Source organism: Comamonas halotolerans, from assembly GCF_030162935.1.
Classification (GTDB): Bacteria; Pseudomonadota; Gammaproteobacteria; order Burkholderiales; family Burkholderiaceae_C; genus Comamonas; species Comamonas halotolerans.
The window spans coordinates 161,095-176,659 of sequence record NZ_JASAUZ010000001.1 but is presented as its reverse complement, the minus strand read 5'-3'; the positions used below and the strand labels follow the sequence as shown (position 1 = coordinate 176,659).

Here is a 15,565-nt window from a genome sequence, read left to right as displayed (position 1 = left end):
CAAGCGCATCTGCCTTTTTTGCTTATCGGCTAAGTCTGGGTACCGCGAACCACGCTGAGGTAAGCCTGCAATTCCTGTATAGCTTGGCGCACTTTGGCAGGCTGCGCATCGCGCTGAGGCGTAACGGCCCAGATACTCAGCTGGCCGACATCCCATTGCGGCAGCAAACGTACCAGGGTGCCTTGCTGTACCGCGCTGGCAGCATCCAGGGCCGAGAGTAGGGCAACACCTAGCCCAGCCTCGCACAGTTGCTGCACAGCACCCTGGTGGTTGCTGACGATGTGGGCTGGGGTCTGCAAGGCATAGGTTTCGCCCGTTTCGACATGCTGTGCTTGTACATGGATATCTGCATGATCATGACGATTGAGTGTCAGCCATGCGGCCTGTGCCAATTGTGCTGGGTGCAGGGGCATCGCACTCTGTGCTTGTATCCATTGGGGGGCAGCGCATAACCAGTTCGGTGTGCTGGCCAGCTTACGTGCGACCCAGTTGGAATCGGCCAGGGGACCAAAGCGTAGTGCCAGATCCACACGGGCCTGGATCAGGTCAATGGGCGCATCATCCAGCAGCAGGCGCAGCCGCAATTGTGGAAAGCGTGCCAGCCATGCGCCCAGCGCAGGGCCTGCATGGCGGGCAAACCCAACTGGAGCGGCAAGGCGAAGCTCACCACTGGGGTCTTGCTGTTCAGCCGCCAACTCGGCACGTGCCCGATCAGCTGCGGCTGTCAGGGTGGCGCATTGCGCATAAAAGCGCTGGCCTGCATCGGTCAGTGCAATTTGCCGAGTTGATCGGTGCAGCAGCGTGACCTGGCTTTCGCGCTCCAGCTGGCGGATATGCTGGCTTACAGCCGATGGACTCATGCCCAATATTCGGGCAGCGGCAGTCATTGAGCCATGCTGCACCACGGCAGCAAATACTGCCATACGTTTGAGATCATCCATCATTCGATTATGAAGTGTAGCTTCAAAGTGTTGGTGGAAATCGCATGTTTCATGAGGAGGTGAAACACTTAAGCTCAATGCATTGATTTCAAACACACAAGGAGTTCGCTATGCAAGTCGCTTTGATTGGTGCCACAGGTTTTGTCGGTGCAGCCCTGCTGCAGGAGTTGCTGCAACGCGGCCACACGGTGGTGGCTTTGGTGCGTGATTCGTCCAAGCTGCCTGCTCAGCCCGGATTGACCGTGGTGCAGGCGGATGTCATGGATGCAACTGCGGTTGAGCGAGGCGTGCGCGGCAGCCAGGCGGTGATCAGTGCCTATAACGCGGGCTGGAGCAATCCGAATATTTATGATGACTTCATGCGTGGTTCCCGGGCGATTGTGCAAGGCACGAAAGCAGCAGGCGTGCAGCGTTACTTGGTGGTGGGCGGTGCAGGCAGCTTGTACGCAGAGCCTGGTGTACAGATTGTGGATACCCCATCCTTCCCCAAAGCGATTTATGCAGGTGCTTCGGCAGCGCGAGACATGCTCGCGGAGTTGCAGCAGGAAAGCGCTTTGGATTGGACATTGCTCAGTCCTGCTGTAGGTTTTCATGCGGGATCTGCGGCGCAAGCCAAAGGCCGCACAGGCCACTATCGCACGGGCAGCGATATGCCTTTGATGCAGGTTGATGGTCAGCCGGGAGATATTTCTGTACAGGATCTGGCGGTGGCTATGGTGGATGCCTTGGAGCAGCAGCTACATCTGCGCAAGCGTTTTACTGTCGCTTATTGAGAGCCATGAGTCTGCAGCGGTTGGGCTTTGAAGACCTTGTCTTTGAAATGCTGGTGATGGAGCAACTATTGCGACCAGTACAGGCCATCCCAGCAGGCTGCAGACTGGCGTCATTTCCTTAAAAGTTTTTTTATGCTGAATCGTCGTAATTTTCTTCAAATAAGTTCCCTTGCTATGGCGGCAACGACCACAGGATGGCAGGTAGCGCTTGCGGCTGAAAGTGGCAACATTGCGGCCTACGGTTTGCAATGGACCCATTTTCCTGCCGATGAGAGCGGTTTTTCCCGCGCACCAGTGTTGCTCAGTGCCGGTCATGAAGCGGTATTGGTTGATGGTGGCTTTACCTTGTCGGATGGCAGAGTTGTGGCCCAGGCAATTGCAGCTACGGGAAAGACACTTAAAGCGATCTATATCAGTCAAAGCGATCCCGACTATTACTTTGGTCTGGCGCCCATCCGTGAAGATTTTCCACAGGCGCGTATTCTTGCTGCACCTGAGACGGTGGCTGCAATCAATGCCAATGTGGACAAAAAACTCGCTGTCTGGGGGCCTCAGCTCAAGGCCAACGGGCCGCAAAAGCGTTCGGATGTGGTGTTTGCACAGCCTTACATCGAACCTGAGCTGACGTTACAAGGGCACCGTATCGAGATCGTGCCTGCACAAGGCATGCAAAACCGACGTTATCTGTGGGTGCCTTCGCTTCGGGCCATTGTGGGCGGAGTGCTGGTGTTCTCGGATCTGCACGTCTGGATAGCAGACACCCCCAGTGCCGATGCACGCAAGGCCTGGCGCGAGAATCTGGATGCCATGCTGGCCCGCAATCCTGCTTTGGTGGTACCCGGTCATATGGGGCCAAAGGCGACCATGGATGCCTCGGCCATCCGATTTACACGCGATTATCTGCAGGCCTTTGAAGAGGAGCTGAATCAGTCAAAGGACAGTGCTCAATTGATTGCGCGGATGTTGCAACGTTATCCGGATCTGCCAAGCCAGACATCGCTGGAGCTTGGCGCCAAAGTGGCGTTAGGGGAAATGGCCTGGGGCTGAACATGGAAGCGCGCGCCAGTGCTCCAACATTTTTGCGCAAGGGCTAGACTTTGCGGCTGCTTTGTCACCGCAATCCATGCACGCAGCGATGGCGTGCATTTTCTTTTCTGGTCACTTGAATGTCTTCCCCTGATTCTTCTGCTTCCGATTTTCGCGCCTGGTTGAGTGTCTTTGCGCTGGCCATGGGGGCCTTTATCTTCAATACCAGTGAATTTGTTCCAGTGGGCATGCTCAGTGATATTGGTGCCAGTTTTGCCATGCCGGCCGAGCATGTGGGCCTGATGTTGACCATTTACGCCTGGGTGGTTGCGCTGGCATCGTTGCCGTTCATGCTGCTCACGCGCAAGATCGAACGCCGCAAGCTGTTGATGGTGGTGTTTGCGCTGTTCATCGTCAGTCATGTCGCTTCGGGTCTGGCCACGAGCTTTGAACTTCTGGTGGCAAGCCGCATGGGGGTGGCGCTGTCACATGCGGTGTTTTGGTCCATCACGGCAGCACTGGCTGTGCGTCTGGCACCAGCAGGCAAGAAGGCGCAAGCGTTGGGCCTGCTGGCGACCGGAACAACTCTGGCCATGGTGATGGGGATTCCTTTGGGGCGTGTTGTGGGTGACTGGCTCGGCTGGCGCACGACGTTTTGGGCCATTGGCGCGATTGCTGTGGTTGTGATGCTGGCTTTGGCACGATTACTGCCCTTGCTGCCCAGCGCCAATGCAGGTTCAGCCTCCAGCATTCCCGTGTTGTTGCGTCGTCCTGCATTGATGGCAATTTATGCCTTGCTGGTGGTGGTGGTGACCGCGCAGTTCACCGTCTACAGCTATATCGAGCCTTTTGTGCAAGTGGTGGCAGGTTTGGATGCTCATGTCACCACTGTGGTGCTGCTGCTGTTTGGCGGCATGGGCATTGTCGGCAGTGTTTTGTTCGGCACCTACAGTGCTCGCTATCCTCAAAGTTTTTTGCTTTTATCGAATGCTGCGTTGGCAAGTAGCCTGCTGATGTTGCTGCCCGCCAGTCAAAGTGCCTGGTTGCTGTATGGCGTGTGTGTGGTCTGGGGCACGGCCTTGATGTGCATGGTACTGACCATGCAAGCCAAGGTGCTGTCGCTGGCCCACGATGCCACGGATGTGGCCATGTCACTTTTCTCGGGAATTTTCAATATTGGTATTGGTGCGGGGGCCCTGCTGGGCAGCCAGGTGAGTTTGCACAGCGGCATGGCCAACATTGGTTGGGTGGGGGGCGCGTTGGCAATGCTGGCTTTGGGTTGGTGCGCCTTTGCGCAACGCAGATGGGGCGCAGTATTGAAACCTTGATGGATACAGGCAAAACACAGGCAAAGTCTTGGCACACTCAAATACAATATGGAATGCGAATAATTCTCATATAATTTAAAAAAGCAGCCAGCTACCCCAGATCCTCTCTCAGGACCAGGTTCGCCAGCCCAAAGCACTTTGAGCGAACTTTGAATGAGAGAGAGCAAGACATGACGTATTTGTGGGGGAGGTTGTGCCCGGTTGCACAGGCGACTTTATGGAGCAGTTTGTGCGCGGTGTCTGCTTATGCTGCAGAGCCGCAACTGCCGCTGACAACGGTGTCCGAGCAGGCAGTTGAGGAGGGTTTGAAACCCGAGCAGGCTAGCTATGCCACCGAGGTTGTGAATCGTGCACAGCTGGAGCGGCAGCAAGTGCTGGACATACGCGATGCCACGCACGACATGATCAATGTGGAGGTGCCACGTACGGCCCGGCGTGGCACTGGAATAGGAGGTACGGCAGGGCGCGAGGCTAATACCGGGTTTGAAATACGTGGTCTGGGTGGCAATCGGGTGCTGACCTTGATTGATGGTATTGCACAGCCAGAGGCCGACAGCTTCATGAACAGTCACAGTTTTGGGCGTGACTACGTGGATCCGCTCACATTGGCTGCAATTGAAGTGCACAAAGGTGCCAGCGGCGTTGAAATGCCGGCCGGCGGTATAGCGGGCGCGGTCAATCTGCGTACCTTGTCCCCGGCAGATTTGCTGGTGGATGGCAAAACTTTGGCTGGCCGTGCGTTGCTGGGCTGGCGCAGTGAAAGCCAGGGCAAAACGGTAGGGCTGGCACTGGCAGGCAAAGCGGCGCAGCAATGGCAATGGCTGCTGTCACTCAACGGTGACTGGAGCGATGAGGTCGAAACCATGGGCCATGTAGGGGGCACAGGTTTACGCAGAACCCGAGCGAATCCGGAAGACAACCGACGCCATTCGGCACTGGCCAAACTGGTGTTCAAACCCGATGCGCAGCAAACCCATGTGCTGACGGTGGAGCACCGCCGTCAAAGCACAGACGTGAACAATCTGCATGACTTCGACAATGGCAGCACGCGTAGCCACACTGAGGACAACAGCAATCGACGCTCACGCATTTCGCTGCGTTCGGACTTTGTAGTGGGCAGCGCGTTAGCTGACGCGCTGCGCAGTTATCTGGCTTGGCAGGACAGCAGCAACGAGCAGACGTTGGCACTGGATACCACAACGGTCAACGGCTGGCGCCTGCGTGATCACAGCTATGACGAGCGCTTGTGGCAAGCAGGTGTGCAAGCGCGCAAGCAACTGGGGCTGCACCATCTGCTGTACGGTGCAGATGTGACGCGTACCGAGAGCGAGACAAGCAGTCTGTCTACTGACAGAGGGATCACGACGCCGGTACCCAAAGGCCCGGACTCGCGCACCACACGCTGGGGTGTTTATGTGCAAGACAGCATGGAAGTTGGCGCATGGACCATCCTGCCAGGCTTGCGCTATGAGTCGGTCAAGATCCGCCCCGATACAGGCAGTATTGACATGGGGGCTTCAGGAGCAAGCCCTGTGCGCAAAAGCTTTGACGCTTGGCTGCCACAGCTGGGAGCGCAGTGGCAGTTACAGCCCCAGTTACAGGTGTTTGCGCATTACCAGCGCGGCTTTCGAGCGCCCACCTCGGGGGAGCTCAACAACTTCTTCGGCAACATCACCCCGTATTACGGTTACTACATCCTGCCCAATCCCGATTTGAAGGCCGAAACCAGCCACAACTTTGAGCTAGGGCTGCGTGATACGCATGGTGCGACGCAATGGGAAGTTACCGCTTTTCATGCACGTTACCGCAACTTCATTGAACGCTATGCCACAGCTGGGAGCATGGGGACACGTCCTGTAGTGAGCTTGCAGCAGTCGCGCAATCAGGCCAAGGCCAAGATTCACGGTATTGAACTGCGAGGCAAGACGGAGCTGGGCCAATCCTGGGGTGGAACATGGCAAGTTCGTGGAGGCTATGGCTACACCAAGGGCACAGGAGAAAACGGCGAAGGGCTGGAGAGCATTTCGCCGCACCAGTTCAAGCTGGGTCTGGGGCAAAGCGCAGCGCGCTGGAACTGGGAGTTGGCCGCCACTTATAGCGCAGCCAAGCAACGCGGTGATTTGCCCAAAGACAGCAGCAGCGTGTTTGTCAGTCCATCGCACACAGTGCTGGATTTGAGTGCTCAGCTGCAGTTGCGCAAAGGTATGCGCCTGAATGTCGGATTGTTCAACCTGACGGACAAAAAGTACTGGAACTGGTCGGACGTAAGTGGCGTGACAGCGGCAAGCGAGTTGGCAGCCATCGACGCTTACAGCCAGCCAGGGCGCAACCTGCGCATTTCGCTGGTTGCGGATTTCTGAACGTGATCATCAAGCCGCCCGCAAGTGCCAATGGGATTTTTGGGCAATTGGGGGGGCTTGTGCTTTTCTGCTCACACCTATGAATAGGAGCTATGCAATGAATGCCGTGGTTGATTCTTTCCTGGCTGATCAGGCAGCCATCCGCACTGCTTTTGCGGAAGCCCGTGCCAAAGGGTTGCGAGCCAAGGATGCCGCTGAATCCATTGGTTTTTCAGAGGGTGCGGTTGTCGCAGCGCATGCTGCCGCAGCGCACAGCTTACCCATGCAGGCACAGACCTTGAGTGCGCAGTGGTTTGACATCCTGAGTGCTTTGAAACCCTGTGGCAGGGTGATGGCTCTGACACGCAACGAAGCCGTGGTGCACGAGAAAGACGGCATTTACCAGGGTTTTAGCAAAGAGGGACCAGTTGCACTGTGCAACAACGAGGATATTGATTTGCGTATCTTCATGATGCACTGGCATGCGGGCTTTGCGGTCATGGAGCCAGGCCGTGATGGAAAAGTCATGCGCAGCCTGCAGTTCTACGATCGCCATGGTATGGCACAGCACAAAATTTATGCGCGAGCAGATACAGATGTTGGGGCATGGGATGCTGTTGTGCAGCGCTTTGCCGATACCGGTGTGCAACCGCAGTTTGTACAGCCTGCTGGGTCCGCGGTAATTGCCAGTGATGAAAGCATTGATGCACAAGGCCTGCGCGCCGCATGGGCTGCCATGAAGGACACCCATGAATTCTTTGGAATGCTCAAGCGCTTTGCTTGCGAGCGCCAGCAGAGCTTTCGCCTGACGCAGGGCATCTTTTGTGATCAGTTGGCCTTGAATGCCGTCACACCGTTGCTCAATCAGGCTGCCGCTCAGCAGGTCCCCATCATGGTGTTTGTGGGAAGCAAAAGCTGTATCCAGATCCATTCTGGTCCGGTGCACAACATCAGGGCTTTGGTAGGTGGAAGTACAGACTGGATCAATGTGCTGGACCCTGGCTTCAATTTACACCTGCGCAGGGATCTGATCACTGCCGCCTGGTTGGTGCGCAAGCCCACCACAGATGGCGTGGTGACGTCGGTCGAGTTGTTTGACACTACCGGGCAGGTGGTGGCGATGTTTTTTGGAGTACGCAAACCCGGTCGTCCCGAATTAGCGAGTTGGCGCACCTTGGCAGAAAACTTGCCACGTTTTTGAGGGGATCGCATGTTGTATGTCGATATGTGCAAATGCATGTCTCGCCGCCAGTACCTGGCATGGCTGGCTGCAACCGGTGCAAGCAGCGCTTGGTCGCGGACAACCGCCTCTGCCCGTCGTCTGATTGCTGTCGGCGGAGCGATGACCGAAGTGGTGTATGCCTTGGGTGCGGAATCACTGCTGGTGGCTACAGATACCACCAGCCTTTATCCGGAAGCCGCGACGCGCACACCCAAGGTGGGTTATCTGAGGCAGCTTTCAGCGGAAGGACTGTTGTCGCTGCAACCGGATGTGATTGTCGGATCGGGAGAAGCGGGCCCAGCGGTAGTGCTGGAGCAAGTGCGATCTGCAGGCGTGCGCGTGGAGCTGGTGCCGACCACCCACAACTTCGAAGAGGTGCTGCGCAAAGTGGCCTTGGTTGGCACCGTCACCGGCAAGCAAACCCAAGCAGATGCGCTGGCCAAACAGCTGCGCAGCGAGTGGGAACAAGTCGCGCAAGCAGTTTCCCTGACAAAGCGAAAGCCACGCGCTTTGTTCATTCTGTCGCACAGTGGCTCTCCGATGGTGGCAGGCCAAAAAACGGCAGCGGATGCCTTGCTGCAGTTTGCGGGAGCACACAATGCAGTTCAGCAATTTGAAGGCTACCGGCCTTTGACGGCAGAGGCCATGGCTGCCATAGCACCGGAGGTCATTGTCAACAGCACGCAAGGGATTGAAGCCCTGGGCGGTGTGGAAAAATTCTGGCAGCGCCCCGAACTGGCACTCACCCCTGCTTTCCGGCACAAAGCCCTGGTCACCATGGAAGCCAGCCATTTGTTGGGCTTTGGCCCGCGATTGCCTACGGCCGTTCGGGAGCTGCATATCCGCTTGTTGCAGGCTGTGGCATGAACGCACTGGGACAGTGGTTTGTGGCAGGGCGTTTGAAACCGCAAGCCGCATTGATTGCAGGCGTGCTTTTGCTGGCACTGGCTTTGCTGTGGGGGAGCGCTCGTGGTGCTTACGCCATCAGTCCTGGTCAGCTGTGGCGAGTGCTTTGCGATTCTCTGCTGGGCAGTGCGCAGCCTGGGGCTGAGCATCTGGTCTTTATGAATATTCGGTTGCCAAGGTTGTTGCTGGGCGCTGTGGCAGGAGCGGGGCTGGGACTGGCCGGGGCGCTGATGCAAGGGCTGTTTCGCAATCCGCTGGCAGATCCGGGCTTGATTGGCGTGAGCAGTGGTGCTGCATTGGCTGCTGCATCTGCCATTGTGCTGGGGCCGGTAGTCTTCCCGGCGCTGGCTTTCACACTGGGTAGCTGGACTCTGGCAGCCAGCGCGTTTGCAGGCGGAGTCCTGGTCACCGTGCTGATCTACAGCTTGGGCCAAAGCCAGGGTGGCACCCGCATTGGGTTGATGCTGCTGGCAGGAATTGCCGTAAATGCCTTGGCGGGAGCCGGTCTGGGATTTTTAAGCCATGTCTCCAGCGACGAGCAGTTACGCAATGTGCAGCTGTGGCTGATGGGCAGCTTGGGGCACGCCCGTTGGGCCACGGTGTATTTGGTCGCGGCGGTGGTCCTGCTGTGCATGGGGTTGGCACAGGCTCTGGCACGGCCATTGAACGCGCTGGCTCTGGGTGAATCGCAAGCGCAATTGCTGGGGGTTGCGGTGGAGCGCAGCAAACGCCAGGCCGTGGTACTGACCGCACTGGTCGTGGGGACGGTGACCTCGGCCACGGGAGTTATCGGTTTTATCGGACTGGTGGCACCGCACTGGGTGCGTCTGGTGGCCGGGCCGGACCACCGCGTGGTGCTGCCATGTTCTGCCTTGCTGGGCGCTGCGCTGGTGCTGGCTGCAGATGCGGTGTCGCGAACGATCGTGCAACCGGCGGAAATGCCGCTGGGGGTGCTGACAGCATTGATTGGGGTGCCCTTGTTTTTGCTGATGCTGCGCCAGTTCAGGAGCAAGTTATGACGGGCGATCTCACGCAACTACCAGTGCATGGTTTGGTCTGCGAGCAGCTGCAGCTCGCAGCCTACACCCATGGCCCTGTCTTGGCGCACGTGCATGCCACATTGCAACGGGGGCGAATCACTGCCATCGTGGGGCCCAACGGTGTGGGTAAGAGTACGTTGATGGCGCATCTGGTGGGGCTGCAGTTCCCACGCGGTGGCTGTGTGCTGCTGGAGGGGCAAGCGGTTCATCGCTGGAGTGCTGCGCAGCGTGCGCTGCGCATGGCTTTTGTGGCCCAGGAAACGCAGGTGGCATTTGCTTTCCAGGTGCAAGAAGTGGTGACCATGGGGCGCTATCCGCACCGGCTCCAGCCCGATGCGCAGGAAGCGCAGATTGCGCCTGCGGCCATGGCGTTGATGGGCATCGCTCACCTGCGGCAACGTGAGCTACATACCTTGTCAGGCGGTGAGCGTGCCCGCGTGCACATTGCAAGAGCCTTGGCGCAAATCTGGAACTCATCGTCAGAGAAGGTCGCATGCTGGATGTTGCTGGACGAGCCAACAGCGGCACTGGATTTGCATCATCAGCATGCGGTCATGGATTTGCTGCGCCAACGTGCCCACGGGCAACACTTCGGTGTGGTGGTGGTGCTGCATGATCTGAATTTGGCGCTGCGCTACGCAGACGATGTACTTTTGCTTCCCGGTGATGGGCAGAACGCCCTGCATGGTGACGCGCATGCCGTATTGACACCTGAACGTATTGCGCAGGTCTGGGGCATTCAGGGGGAAATGGTGCGCATGCGTGATGGCACTGTGCAATATCTGTTTGCGCAAAGCGCGGAATCACACACGGTTGTCTGCGGGTGATGACACACACCCTAGCGGCTGTATCGGAGCTGATTACTCCGCACTCATTTTTTCGAGGCTGCGACGAATCAGACTCCACGCCATCAGTGCAAGCAGCGCCACACCAAATACCAGAACACCCCACAGCGACCAGCGCTTCCAGTCACTTTTGTCGGCAGAGATAGATGGACTGCCCTTATCACGCATGTCTCGCGCGGGATTGATGGCGATGGGGTTTTGCACCTGAGCTTGAGGCAGGGAATCCAGACGGTCAGAGGTATAGCCTGGAATCAAGGTGCTGATGGGCAGCGCAGCGGACTGGGCAGAAGCATTGCCCAAGGCCAATTGATAGGGAGGTGCCTCGCGGGCAAGAAAAACCACCTGCGCAGCCCTGACCGCCACATGCAGTTGGGGCAAGTCTTGTCCAATGCCTCCGCCGCGTTGGTCAACCTGAATACGCAGTTGACGAACAGCATTCCCAGGCAGCGTCAGTTCTTCCGCCAGCATGTCAGTGCCATCCATGGGGAGTCGATAGAGAAGTCCCCTTGTGAGTGTTTGCCAAGGCCGTTGATCGCTGTTGCGCGCTTGTACCGTGATAGGCGCCAATGTGTTGGCTTGAGCAAGTGGCAGGCGTAAGCGTTCCAAAGGTAATGCGGTCGGCAGTGACCAGAGGTAATAGCCTTCAGGGCTGCGTTGCGCGGTGATTGGCTCTGACCAGACCAGCGGAGCGGGGCTGTGGCTTTGCTGTCTGCTGCTGATGGTGGCCGCTTCCAGAAGAGGCGCCTCCTTCGGAGAAGTCCAGAGCAAACGCAGGTAGCGTGCAGTTTTGGCTGGGAGTTCAATGTGCTGCTGTCTGATTTGCTCGTTGCCCAAGCTCAGGTGCGCGATTTGCCCATCCCCCCAGTTGCGCCACCGCTGCAAATCATCGCTGGCTTCAATCGTAAAGCGCTGAAAACCGTCCACCCCTGCGGTCCATTCGAGCTGTAGCTGTTCCAAAGGAGCCTGGATCGTACTGGTGTCCAGCAACCAGCCGCGCCGTATGTTTCCAGGTGCTGCTGGTGTGGCGTTATCGATTTCAAGGATGGTTGTTGCTGCTCCTGATGCAGCAACACGAAATCGTGGAGCAGGCGTTGCATGTCGTGGGCCGCTCAAAGGAAACATGCGCACTGTGTGCAACTGTTGTTCAGAGCGGGTTGCGCTGCGTTCGTGAAGGAGGGCATAGGCTTGCGGCTGTCCTAGCGCATTGAAGATGCGCAGGTCCCGCAAATCCCCATGCTGTGCTGAAAAGTAGGCGGCCATGGGGAGCTCCACCCGGTACCATGCACTCTCGCCGTTCAAGGACAGTGGCAACCTGTAGGCATAGTCTTGGAGACTGTCCTGGGCATTGGAAATGTTGGTGCCAGCAAGTAGTGACAGCGCAAGCCATCCTGCAATGCGTCTCACAGTTGTGTGTCCTTGATCATGGATGTCGCCGTCTCACTGGACCTGCGCGGAGGCAGCGGGGCAAAGTAGCCAACCACCAGGAGCAGCACACCGACGGCGATAAAGGAAATGATGCGCTCCAGGCCACCGCTGTTGCTCAGTTCAATCAAGAAGAGCTTGATTACCACCAAGGCAATCAAAGCGCTGCCCACGAGCCACAGATTGCGTAGCATGCGTTTATGTCCGACCAGCATGCATGCGATGGCAATGAGGGTCCAGATGATGGACAGTCCTGCTTGTACCAGCATTGATTGGAAGAGCGTAGCGGTTTCCCATGGCACACCACCCCAGTGGTGGGCTGCGCGCAGCATGGCCGCCGTGAGCAGCGCAAATGCAGACAAACCAGCCACAATGTACTGCAGGTACAAGCTTTGGTCTGGGTGCACGTTGATCCGTGTAAAAGCGAAGCGCATCCATACAAACAAGGCACAGAGGCTCAGGAGCAGGCCCAACTCCAATGGGTTGAGCAGAGGAATGTATGGAATTGGGGCACTGTTGCCCGCGCTGATGGCATTAGCCAGCCAGAACCAGATGAGCAAGGCAATGGCCAATGGTGCTGGAGCGATCAACCGATATTCATGCTCATATGCGGCAATCGGCCATATCCATTTGCGTGGCGTTGCCATCAGCCATAGATACAGAGCAGGCAAAACTGCCCATCCCAGCCAGCGCCAAGCGTTGTATTGCTCCGTGAGATGGAGCATGAAATAGCGAACGGTCAGCCCAAGTATGGCAAGTACGAGCCAGCACCCGAGGATGTGCCCAGCTCGGGCGATTTTGCTTGGTAGCTCTGGTGCCAGCTTGCGCAATGCCAAGTAATGCGCACTGACCAACGCGAGCCATCCAATCCAGGCCCAATTGGCTAGCGGGTTGTACTGGGGCAACCATGTCAGCACGACAATGCCTCCCCCGTAGGGGGCAAGCAGTGTGCAGAGTGTGGCCAGTGCTTTCCAATGGCTGCGCAGAGCCAGCCATGTCCATGGCAGAGCGGACGCAGCACCCAGCACCAGGAAGGCCATCGTATGAAAACGCGCATCCACAAAGCGCCATATCTCACTGGCGAACGCCAATCCCCACCAAGCGACGCCCCACAGCAACAGGAAGGTACTCAAAGGTTGCCACTGGATGCCTCGCATGTTGATTGCGCTGCCATTGAGTGTGACGGTGTGTAGTCGCCAGGCCCCAATTTGGGCTGCTATCCCTAAGATACAAGGTGTCCAGAACCCGATATGTGCCAGTGGAGAGAGGCCGTCGCGCTGAAGCTCTCCCCACAAGCTTGGAGAGGTGAGCAAAGCCAAAAGAAAAACGGCTCCTGCAAAGCCTTGCAGCGCAAGGCTGAAGAACAATGCCGAGCGTTGCTTTAGCTGGAGGCTGAACCAGAGGATCAGCAGACCACTACATCCCCACACTGCAGCAGATATCATCCAAGGAAGCACAAACTTGATTGACAAGTTCATGAAAACCAAACCGATGATCAGTACCACCGCCAGCGAGCGCAGCAGTGTCTGACTGGTTTGTACCAACGGGTTGCGCACTGCTAAAAGCATGTTGACGACCAGCCCCAGACCGACCAAGGACGCGGCGATCAAGCTGTTCCAGCCTGACGTCAGGCTGGTTTCCAAATGCCATATGCCCAACAGGTTTTCTGCCAGAAACAGCAAACCGCCGAGCAACTGGATGCCGAATGCCATCCATAGGAAAGAGGTCGCTTGAATACGTAGCCCGATGAGCAGGGTGACCACTCCGGAAAGCGCCCACGCAATGGTGGTTGCCGGGATGGCAAATAGCAAGGGTGCCATGAGGTAAACAAAGGAAAGCCCTGCACCGCATAGCCAAGGTTGCAGTAGGTGCTCCCATGCGCTGGCCGCTGCAGGCATGCTTCGCAGCTGCCAATAGCTAAACAGCAAGGCTACGCCAAGCATGAGTGAGCCCAAGACGGAGCCGTTGAGAATGCTGGTGTTGCCTATCTCAAGTTGCGAGAGAAAAGCCAGCGCAGCACCAAGCTGGAGCAACAGCGCAAAAGACCGTGCCAGTGGCCGGGCTTGCCGTAAACCTATCCAGAAAATACCTGCTCCTTCGATGGCCCAGGCTGCCGATGTCCAGCGCGCATCCAAGCCTAGCGGTATGGCAAGGCTGGTGAAGACAACACCCAATGCAAGGCAGGTTTCTGTCAGCAGCAGTGCGCGCACACCAGTACGTGCGCGCACTGCATAAGCAAGGCAAAGGTAAAAGAGACCCAGCCCGAGTGCGCTGAAAGTTGCTGCAAATTCAATGTGCCTCACGATGGCAACTTGCAGGCCGAACCCTATCAGCGGAGGGCCGAACAAAGTGGTGGCATCGATGTAGTCGCCGCGTTGTCGCGTCCAGTCGTACAACTTGTCGCGTGCTTCGGGCCGGGATGCATCGTCGCGTAGCTTGCGCCAAGTAAACAGCAGCCCTATGGCCACATACATAAGAAAGAAAATCAGCAAAAATGGTTGCGTGCTTGCCAGTTTCCCAGGGGTGTATGCACGTAGTCCCCAGGCAAATCCAATACCGAAAGTGCCTATGAAACCGACCAGATTCAGCAAGCGCCAGGCTTTGAACCAGGCAATGGCGAAAATACCGGTGTTTAGCAAGGCGAAGTAGGAAAATAGTCCCACATGGTTGCCACTGCCAGTAGAGGTTAGTATGGGGGCTGCGAAGCCTCCAAGCACCGCCGCAGTCGCCATGGACAAAGAGTTTTGCAGGACGGCCAAAACCGTAAGACATGCGGTAATCCCAACGAGCAGACTGAACGCCTGTACGGGCGACAGTAGGGGATGTAAACGCAGTGCCGCAAAAATCGTCAAATACAGCACGGCAATACCTGTTCCCTGCATGATCAAGGCATAGCTGTTGTTGCGTGCTCTCAGCCACCAGCCAAGGCTGAGTAAAACCAAGGCACTGAGTGCAACGCCTATGTAGCGTCCTTCCACTGGGAAAGTGAATTTTTCTGCGGTGAATCGCAGCAAAAAGGTAAAGCCTAAAAACAAGATCAGCGCGCCGACTTTCAGCACGGTGTTGCCACCCAAGAGCCACGCTTTGGCGGCTGCAATGCTTTTCCCAATCCAAAGCTCAAAAGGGGTGGGCGTTTGCTTGTGAGGTGGGAAAGGTGTGGCTGAAGGCCTGGGCTGAGGAACGGGTTGTGGTCTTGTCTGCGGGGGAGCCTTCACATCCAGTGGAGATTCAGGCGGATCAATCGCTGCCCTGGTCGTTGCAGCGATTGAAGAGCGCGCTGGTATTGGGGGTGTAGCTGAACTGGGGGATGGGGGCAGCTGGGCCGCCGCCAATGCTGCGGAGGGTATGGCTTGTGCTGTTTCCGTATGTACAGGGTGGGCGTCCTTGGGGGGCACTGGCCCTGGAGATATGCTGGATGGAGCTTTGGTAGCTTGCGCTTGTGAAGGCGTGATTTGAGGTTTTTCTGCTTGCGATGAGGCACCCGCATTCGTCGAGTTGCGCTCGAGCTGCTCCAGTCGTTGGGATATGGCTTGGAGCCGTGTGTTCAGCTGTTCGTTGATCTGCTGAAAGTTCTTGGCCTGCCAAGTGTAAAAACCGGCCAAAGCCCCGAGAAGGAGGCCAGTTGCTGTGTCCAGAATTCCTGCAAGCCACCCGACAACAATAAAGATAAGGACCCACAGCATGTACATTGCTCCAGCAAGATAAAGGGAAGCCGCACTCTGG

The 15,565-nt window shown here is 57.1% G+C and carries 11 protein-coding genes; 8 read left to right on the top strand and 3 right to left on the bottom strand.

From position 1 onward, the window contains the following. Positions 1–29: 29 nt before the first annotated feature. On the bottom strand, positions 30–941 hold the full coding sequence (locus tag QEP11_RS00785) for a LysR family transcriptional regulator (protein ID WP_284335186.1): 912 nt from the start codon (positions 939–941) through the stop codon (positions 30–32). Between the two features lie 110 nt (positions 942–1,051). Between QEP11_RS00785 and QEP11_RS00780 the strand changes: the two genes are divergently transcribed. The 8 genes from QEP11_RS00780 to QEP11_RS00745 all read left to right on the top strand — a co-directional run bounded on the left by QEP11_RS00780 (position 1,052) and on the right by QEP11_RS00745 (position 10,402). Next, on the top strand, positions 1,052–1,714 hold the full coding sequence (locus tag QEP11_RS00780; protein ID WP_284334647.1) for an NAD(P)-dependent oxidoreductase: 663 nt from the start codon (positions 1,052–1,054) through the stop codon (positions 1,712–1,714). A gap of 174 nt (positions 1,715–1,888) precedes the next feature. Next, positions 1,889–2,761 (top strand): MBL fold metallo-hydrolase, encoded by an 873-nt coding sequence (locus QEP11_RS00775; protein ID WP_349816732.1) that lies wholly within the window; start codon positions 1,889–1,891, stop codon positions 2,759–2,761. 119 nt (positions 2,762–2,880) lie between these two features. Continuing rightward, complete coding sequence (locus QEP11_RS00770) at positions 2,881–4,068, top strand: sugar transporter (RefSeq protein ID WP_284334645.1); 1,188 nt, start codon at positions 2,881–2,883, stop codon at positions 4,066–4,068. A gap of 170 nt (positions 4,069–4,238) precedes the next feature. Continuing rightward, a complete protein-coding gene (locus QEP11_RS00765; protein ID WP_284334644.1) occupies positions 4,239–6,428 on the top strand; it encodes a TonB-dependent hemoglobin/transferrin/lactoferrin family receptor in 2,190 nt (729 codons plus the stop codon). A 97-nt stretch (positions 6,429–6,525) separates the two neighbouring features. Continuing rightward, a complete protein-coding gene (locus QEP11_RS00760; protein WP_284334643.1) occupies positions 6,526–7,608 on the top strand; it encodes a hemin-degrading factor in 1,083 nt (360 codons plus the stop codon). Positions 7,609–7,644: 36 nt separating this feature from the next. Beyond that, the gene (locus tag QEP11_RS00755; protein ID WP_284334642.1) at positions 7,645–8,496 is read left to right on the top strand and encodes a heme/hemin ABC transporter substrate-binding protein; all 852 of its coding nucleotides are present in this window, start codon (positions 7,645–7,647) and stop codon (positions 8,494–8,496) included. After that, positions 8,493–9,554: a FecCD family ABC transporter permease gene (locus tag QEP11_RS00750; RefSeq protein ID WP_284334641.1), complete on the top strand. Its 1,062-nt coding sequence runs from the start codon at positions 8,493–8,495 to the stop codon at positions 9,552–9,554. The genes QEP11_RS00755 and QEP11_RS00750 overlap by 4 nt, the downstream gene beginning before the upstream one ends. Beyond that, positions 9,551–10,402, top strand: a complete 852-nt coding sequence (locus tag QEP11_RS00745) for a heme ABC transporter ATP-binding protein (protein ID WP_284334640.1) — start codon at positions 9,551–9,553, stop codon at positions 10,400–10,402. The genes QEP11_RS00750 and QEP11_RS00745 overlap by 4 nt, the downstream gene beginning before the upstream one ends. Before the next feature lie 33 nt (positions 10,403–10,435). Here QEP11_RS00745 and QEP11_RS00740 read toward each other — a convergent pair whose 3' ends face one another. Continuing rightward, positions 10,436–11,824, bottom strand: a complete 1,389-nt coding sequence (locus tag QEP11_RS00740) for a DUF3999 domain-containing protein (RefSeq protein ID WP_284334639.1) — start codon at positions 11,822–11,824, stop codon at positions 10,436–10,438. Then, positions 11,821–15,525 carry a DUF2339 domain-containing protein gene (locus tag QEP11_RS00735; protein WP_284334638.1) on the bottom strand — a complete coding sequence of 1,235 codons (3,705 nt, stop codon included), beginning with the start codon at positions 15,523–15,525 and terminating at the stop codon, positions 11,821–11,823. The genes QEP11_RS00740 and QEP11_RS00735 overlap by 4 nt, the downstream gene beginning before the upstream one ends. Positions 15,526–15,565 lie beyond the last annotated feature (40 nt).

What these genes read in the sequence shown, in the direction of transcription:
- QEP11_RS00775 (WP_349816732.1), top strand. Translation starts at nt 1,889, where the DNA reads ATGGCGGCAACGACCACAGGATGGCAGGTAGCGCTTGCGGCTGAAAGT.
- QEP11_RS00780 (WP_284334647.1), top strand. Translation starts at nt 1,052, where the DNA reads ATGCAAGTCGCTTTGATTGGTGCCACAGGTTTTGTCGGTGCAGCCCTG.
- QEP11_RS00770 (WP_284334645.1), top strand. Translation starts at nt 2,881, where the DNA reads ATGTCTTCCCCTGATTCTTCTGCTTCCGATTTTCGCGCCTGGTTGAGT.
- QEP11_RS00745 (WP_284334640.1), top strand. Translation starts at nt 9,551, where the DNA reads ATGACGGGCGATCTCACGCAACTACCAGTGCATGGTTTGGTCTGCGAG.
- QEP11_RS00755 (WP_284334642.1), top strand. Translation starts at nt 7,645, where the DNA reads ATGTCTCGCCGCCAGTACCTGGCATGGCTGGCTGCAACCGGTGCAAGC.
- QEP11_RS00765 (WP_284334644.1), top strand. Translation starts at nt 4,239, where the DNA reads ATGACGTATTTGTGGGGGAGGTTGTGCCCGGTTGCACAGGCGACTTTA.
- QEP11_RS00735 (WP_284334638.1), bottom strand. Translation starts at nt 15,525, where the DNA reads ATGCTGTGGGTCCTTATCTTTATTGTTGTCGGGTGGCTTGCAGGAATT.
- QEP11_RS00785 (WP_284335186.1), bottom strand. Translation starts at nt 941, where the DNA reads ATGGATGATCTCAAACGTATGGCAGTATTTGCTGCCGTGGTGCAGCAT.
- QEP11_RS00760 (WP_284334643.1), top strand. Translation starts at nt 6,526, where the DNA reads ATGAATGCCGTGGTTGATTCTTTCCTGGCTGATCAGGCAGCCATCCGC.
- QEP11_RS00750 (WP_284334641.1), top strand. Translation starts at nt 8,493, where the DNA reads ATGAACGCACTGGGACAGTGGTTTGTGGCAGGGCGTTTGAAACCGCAA.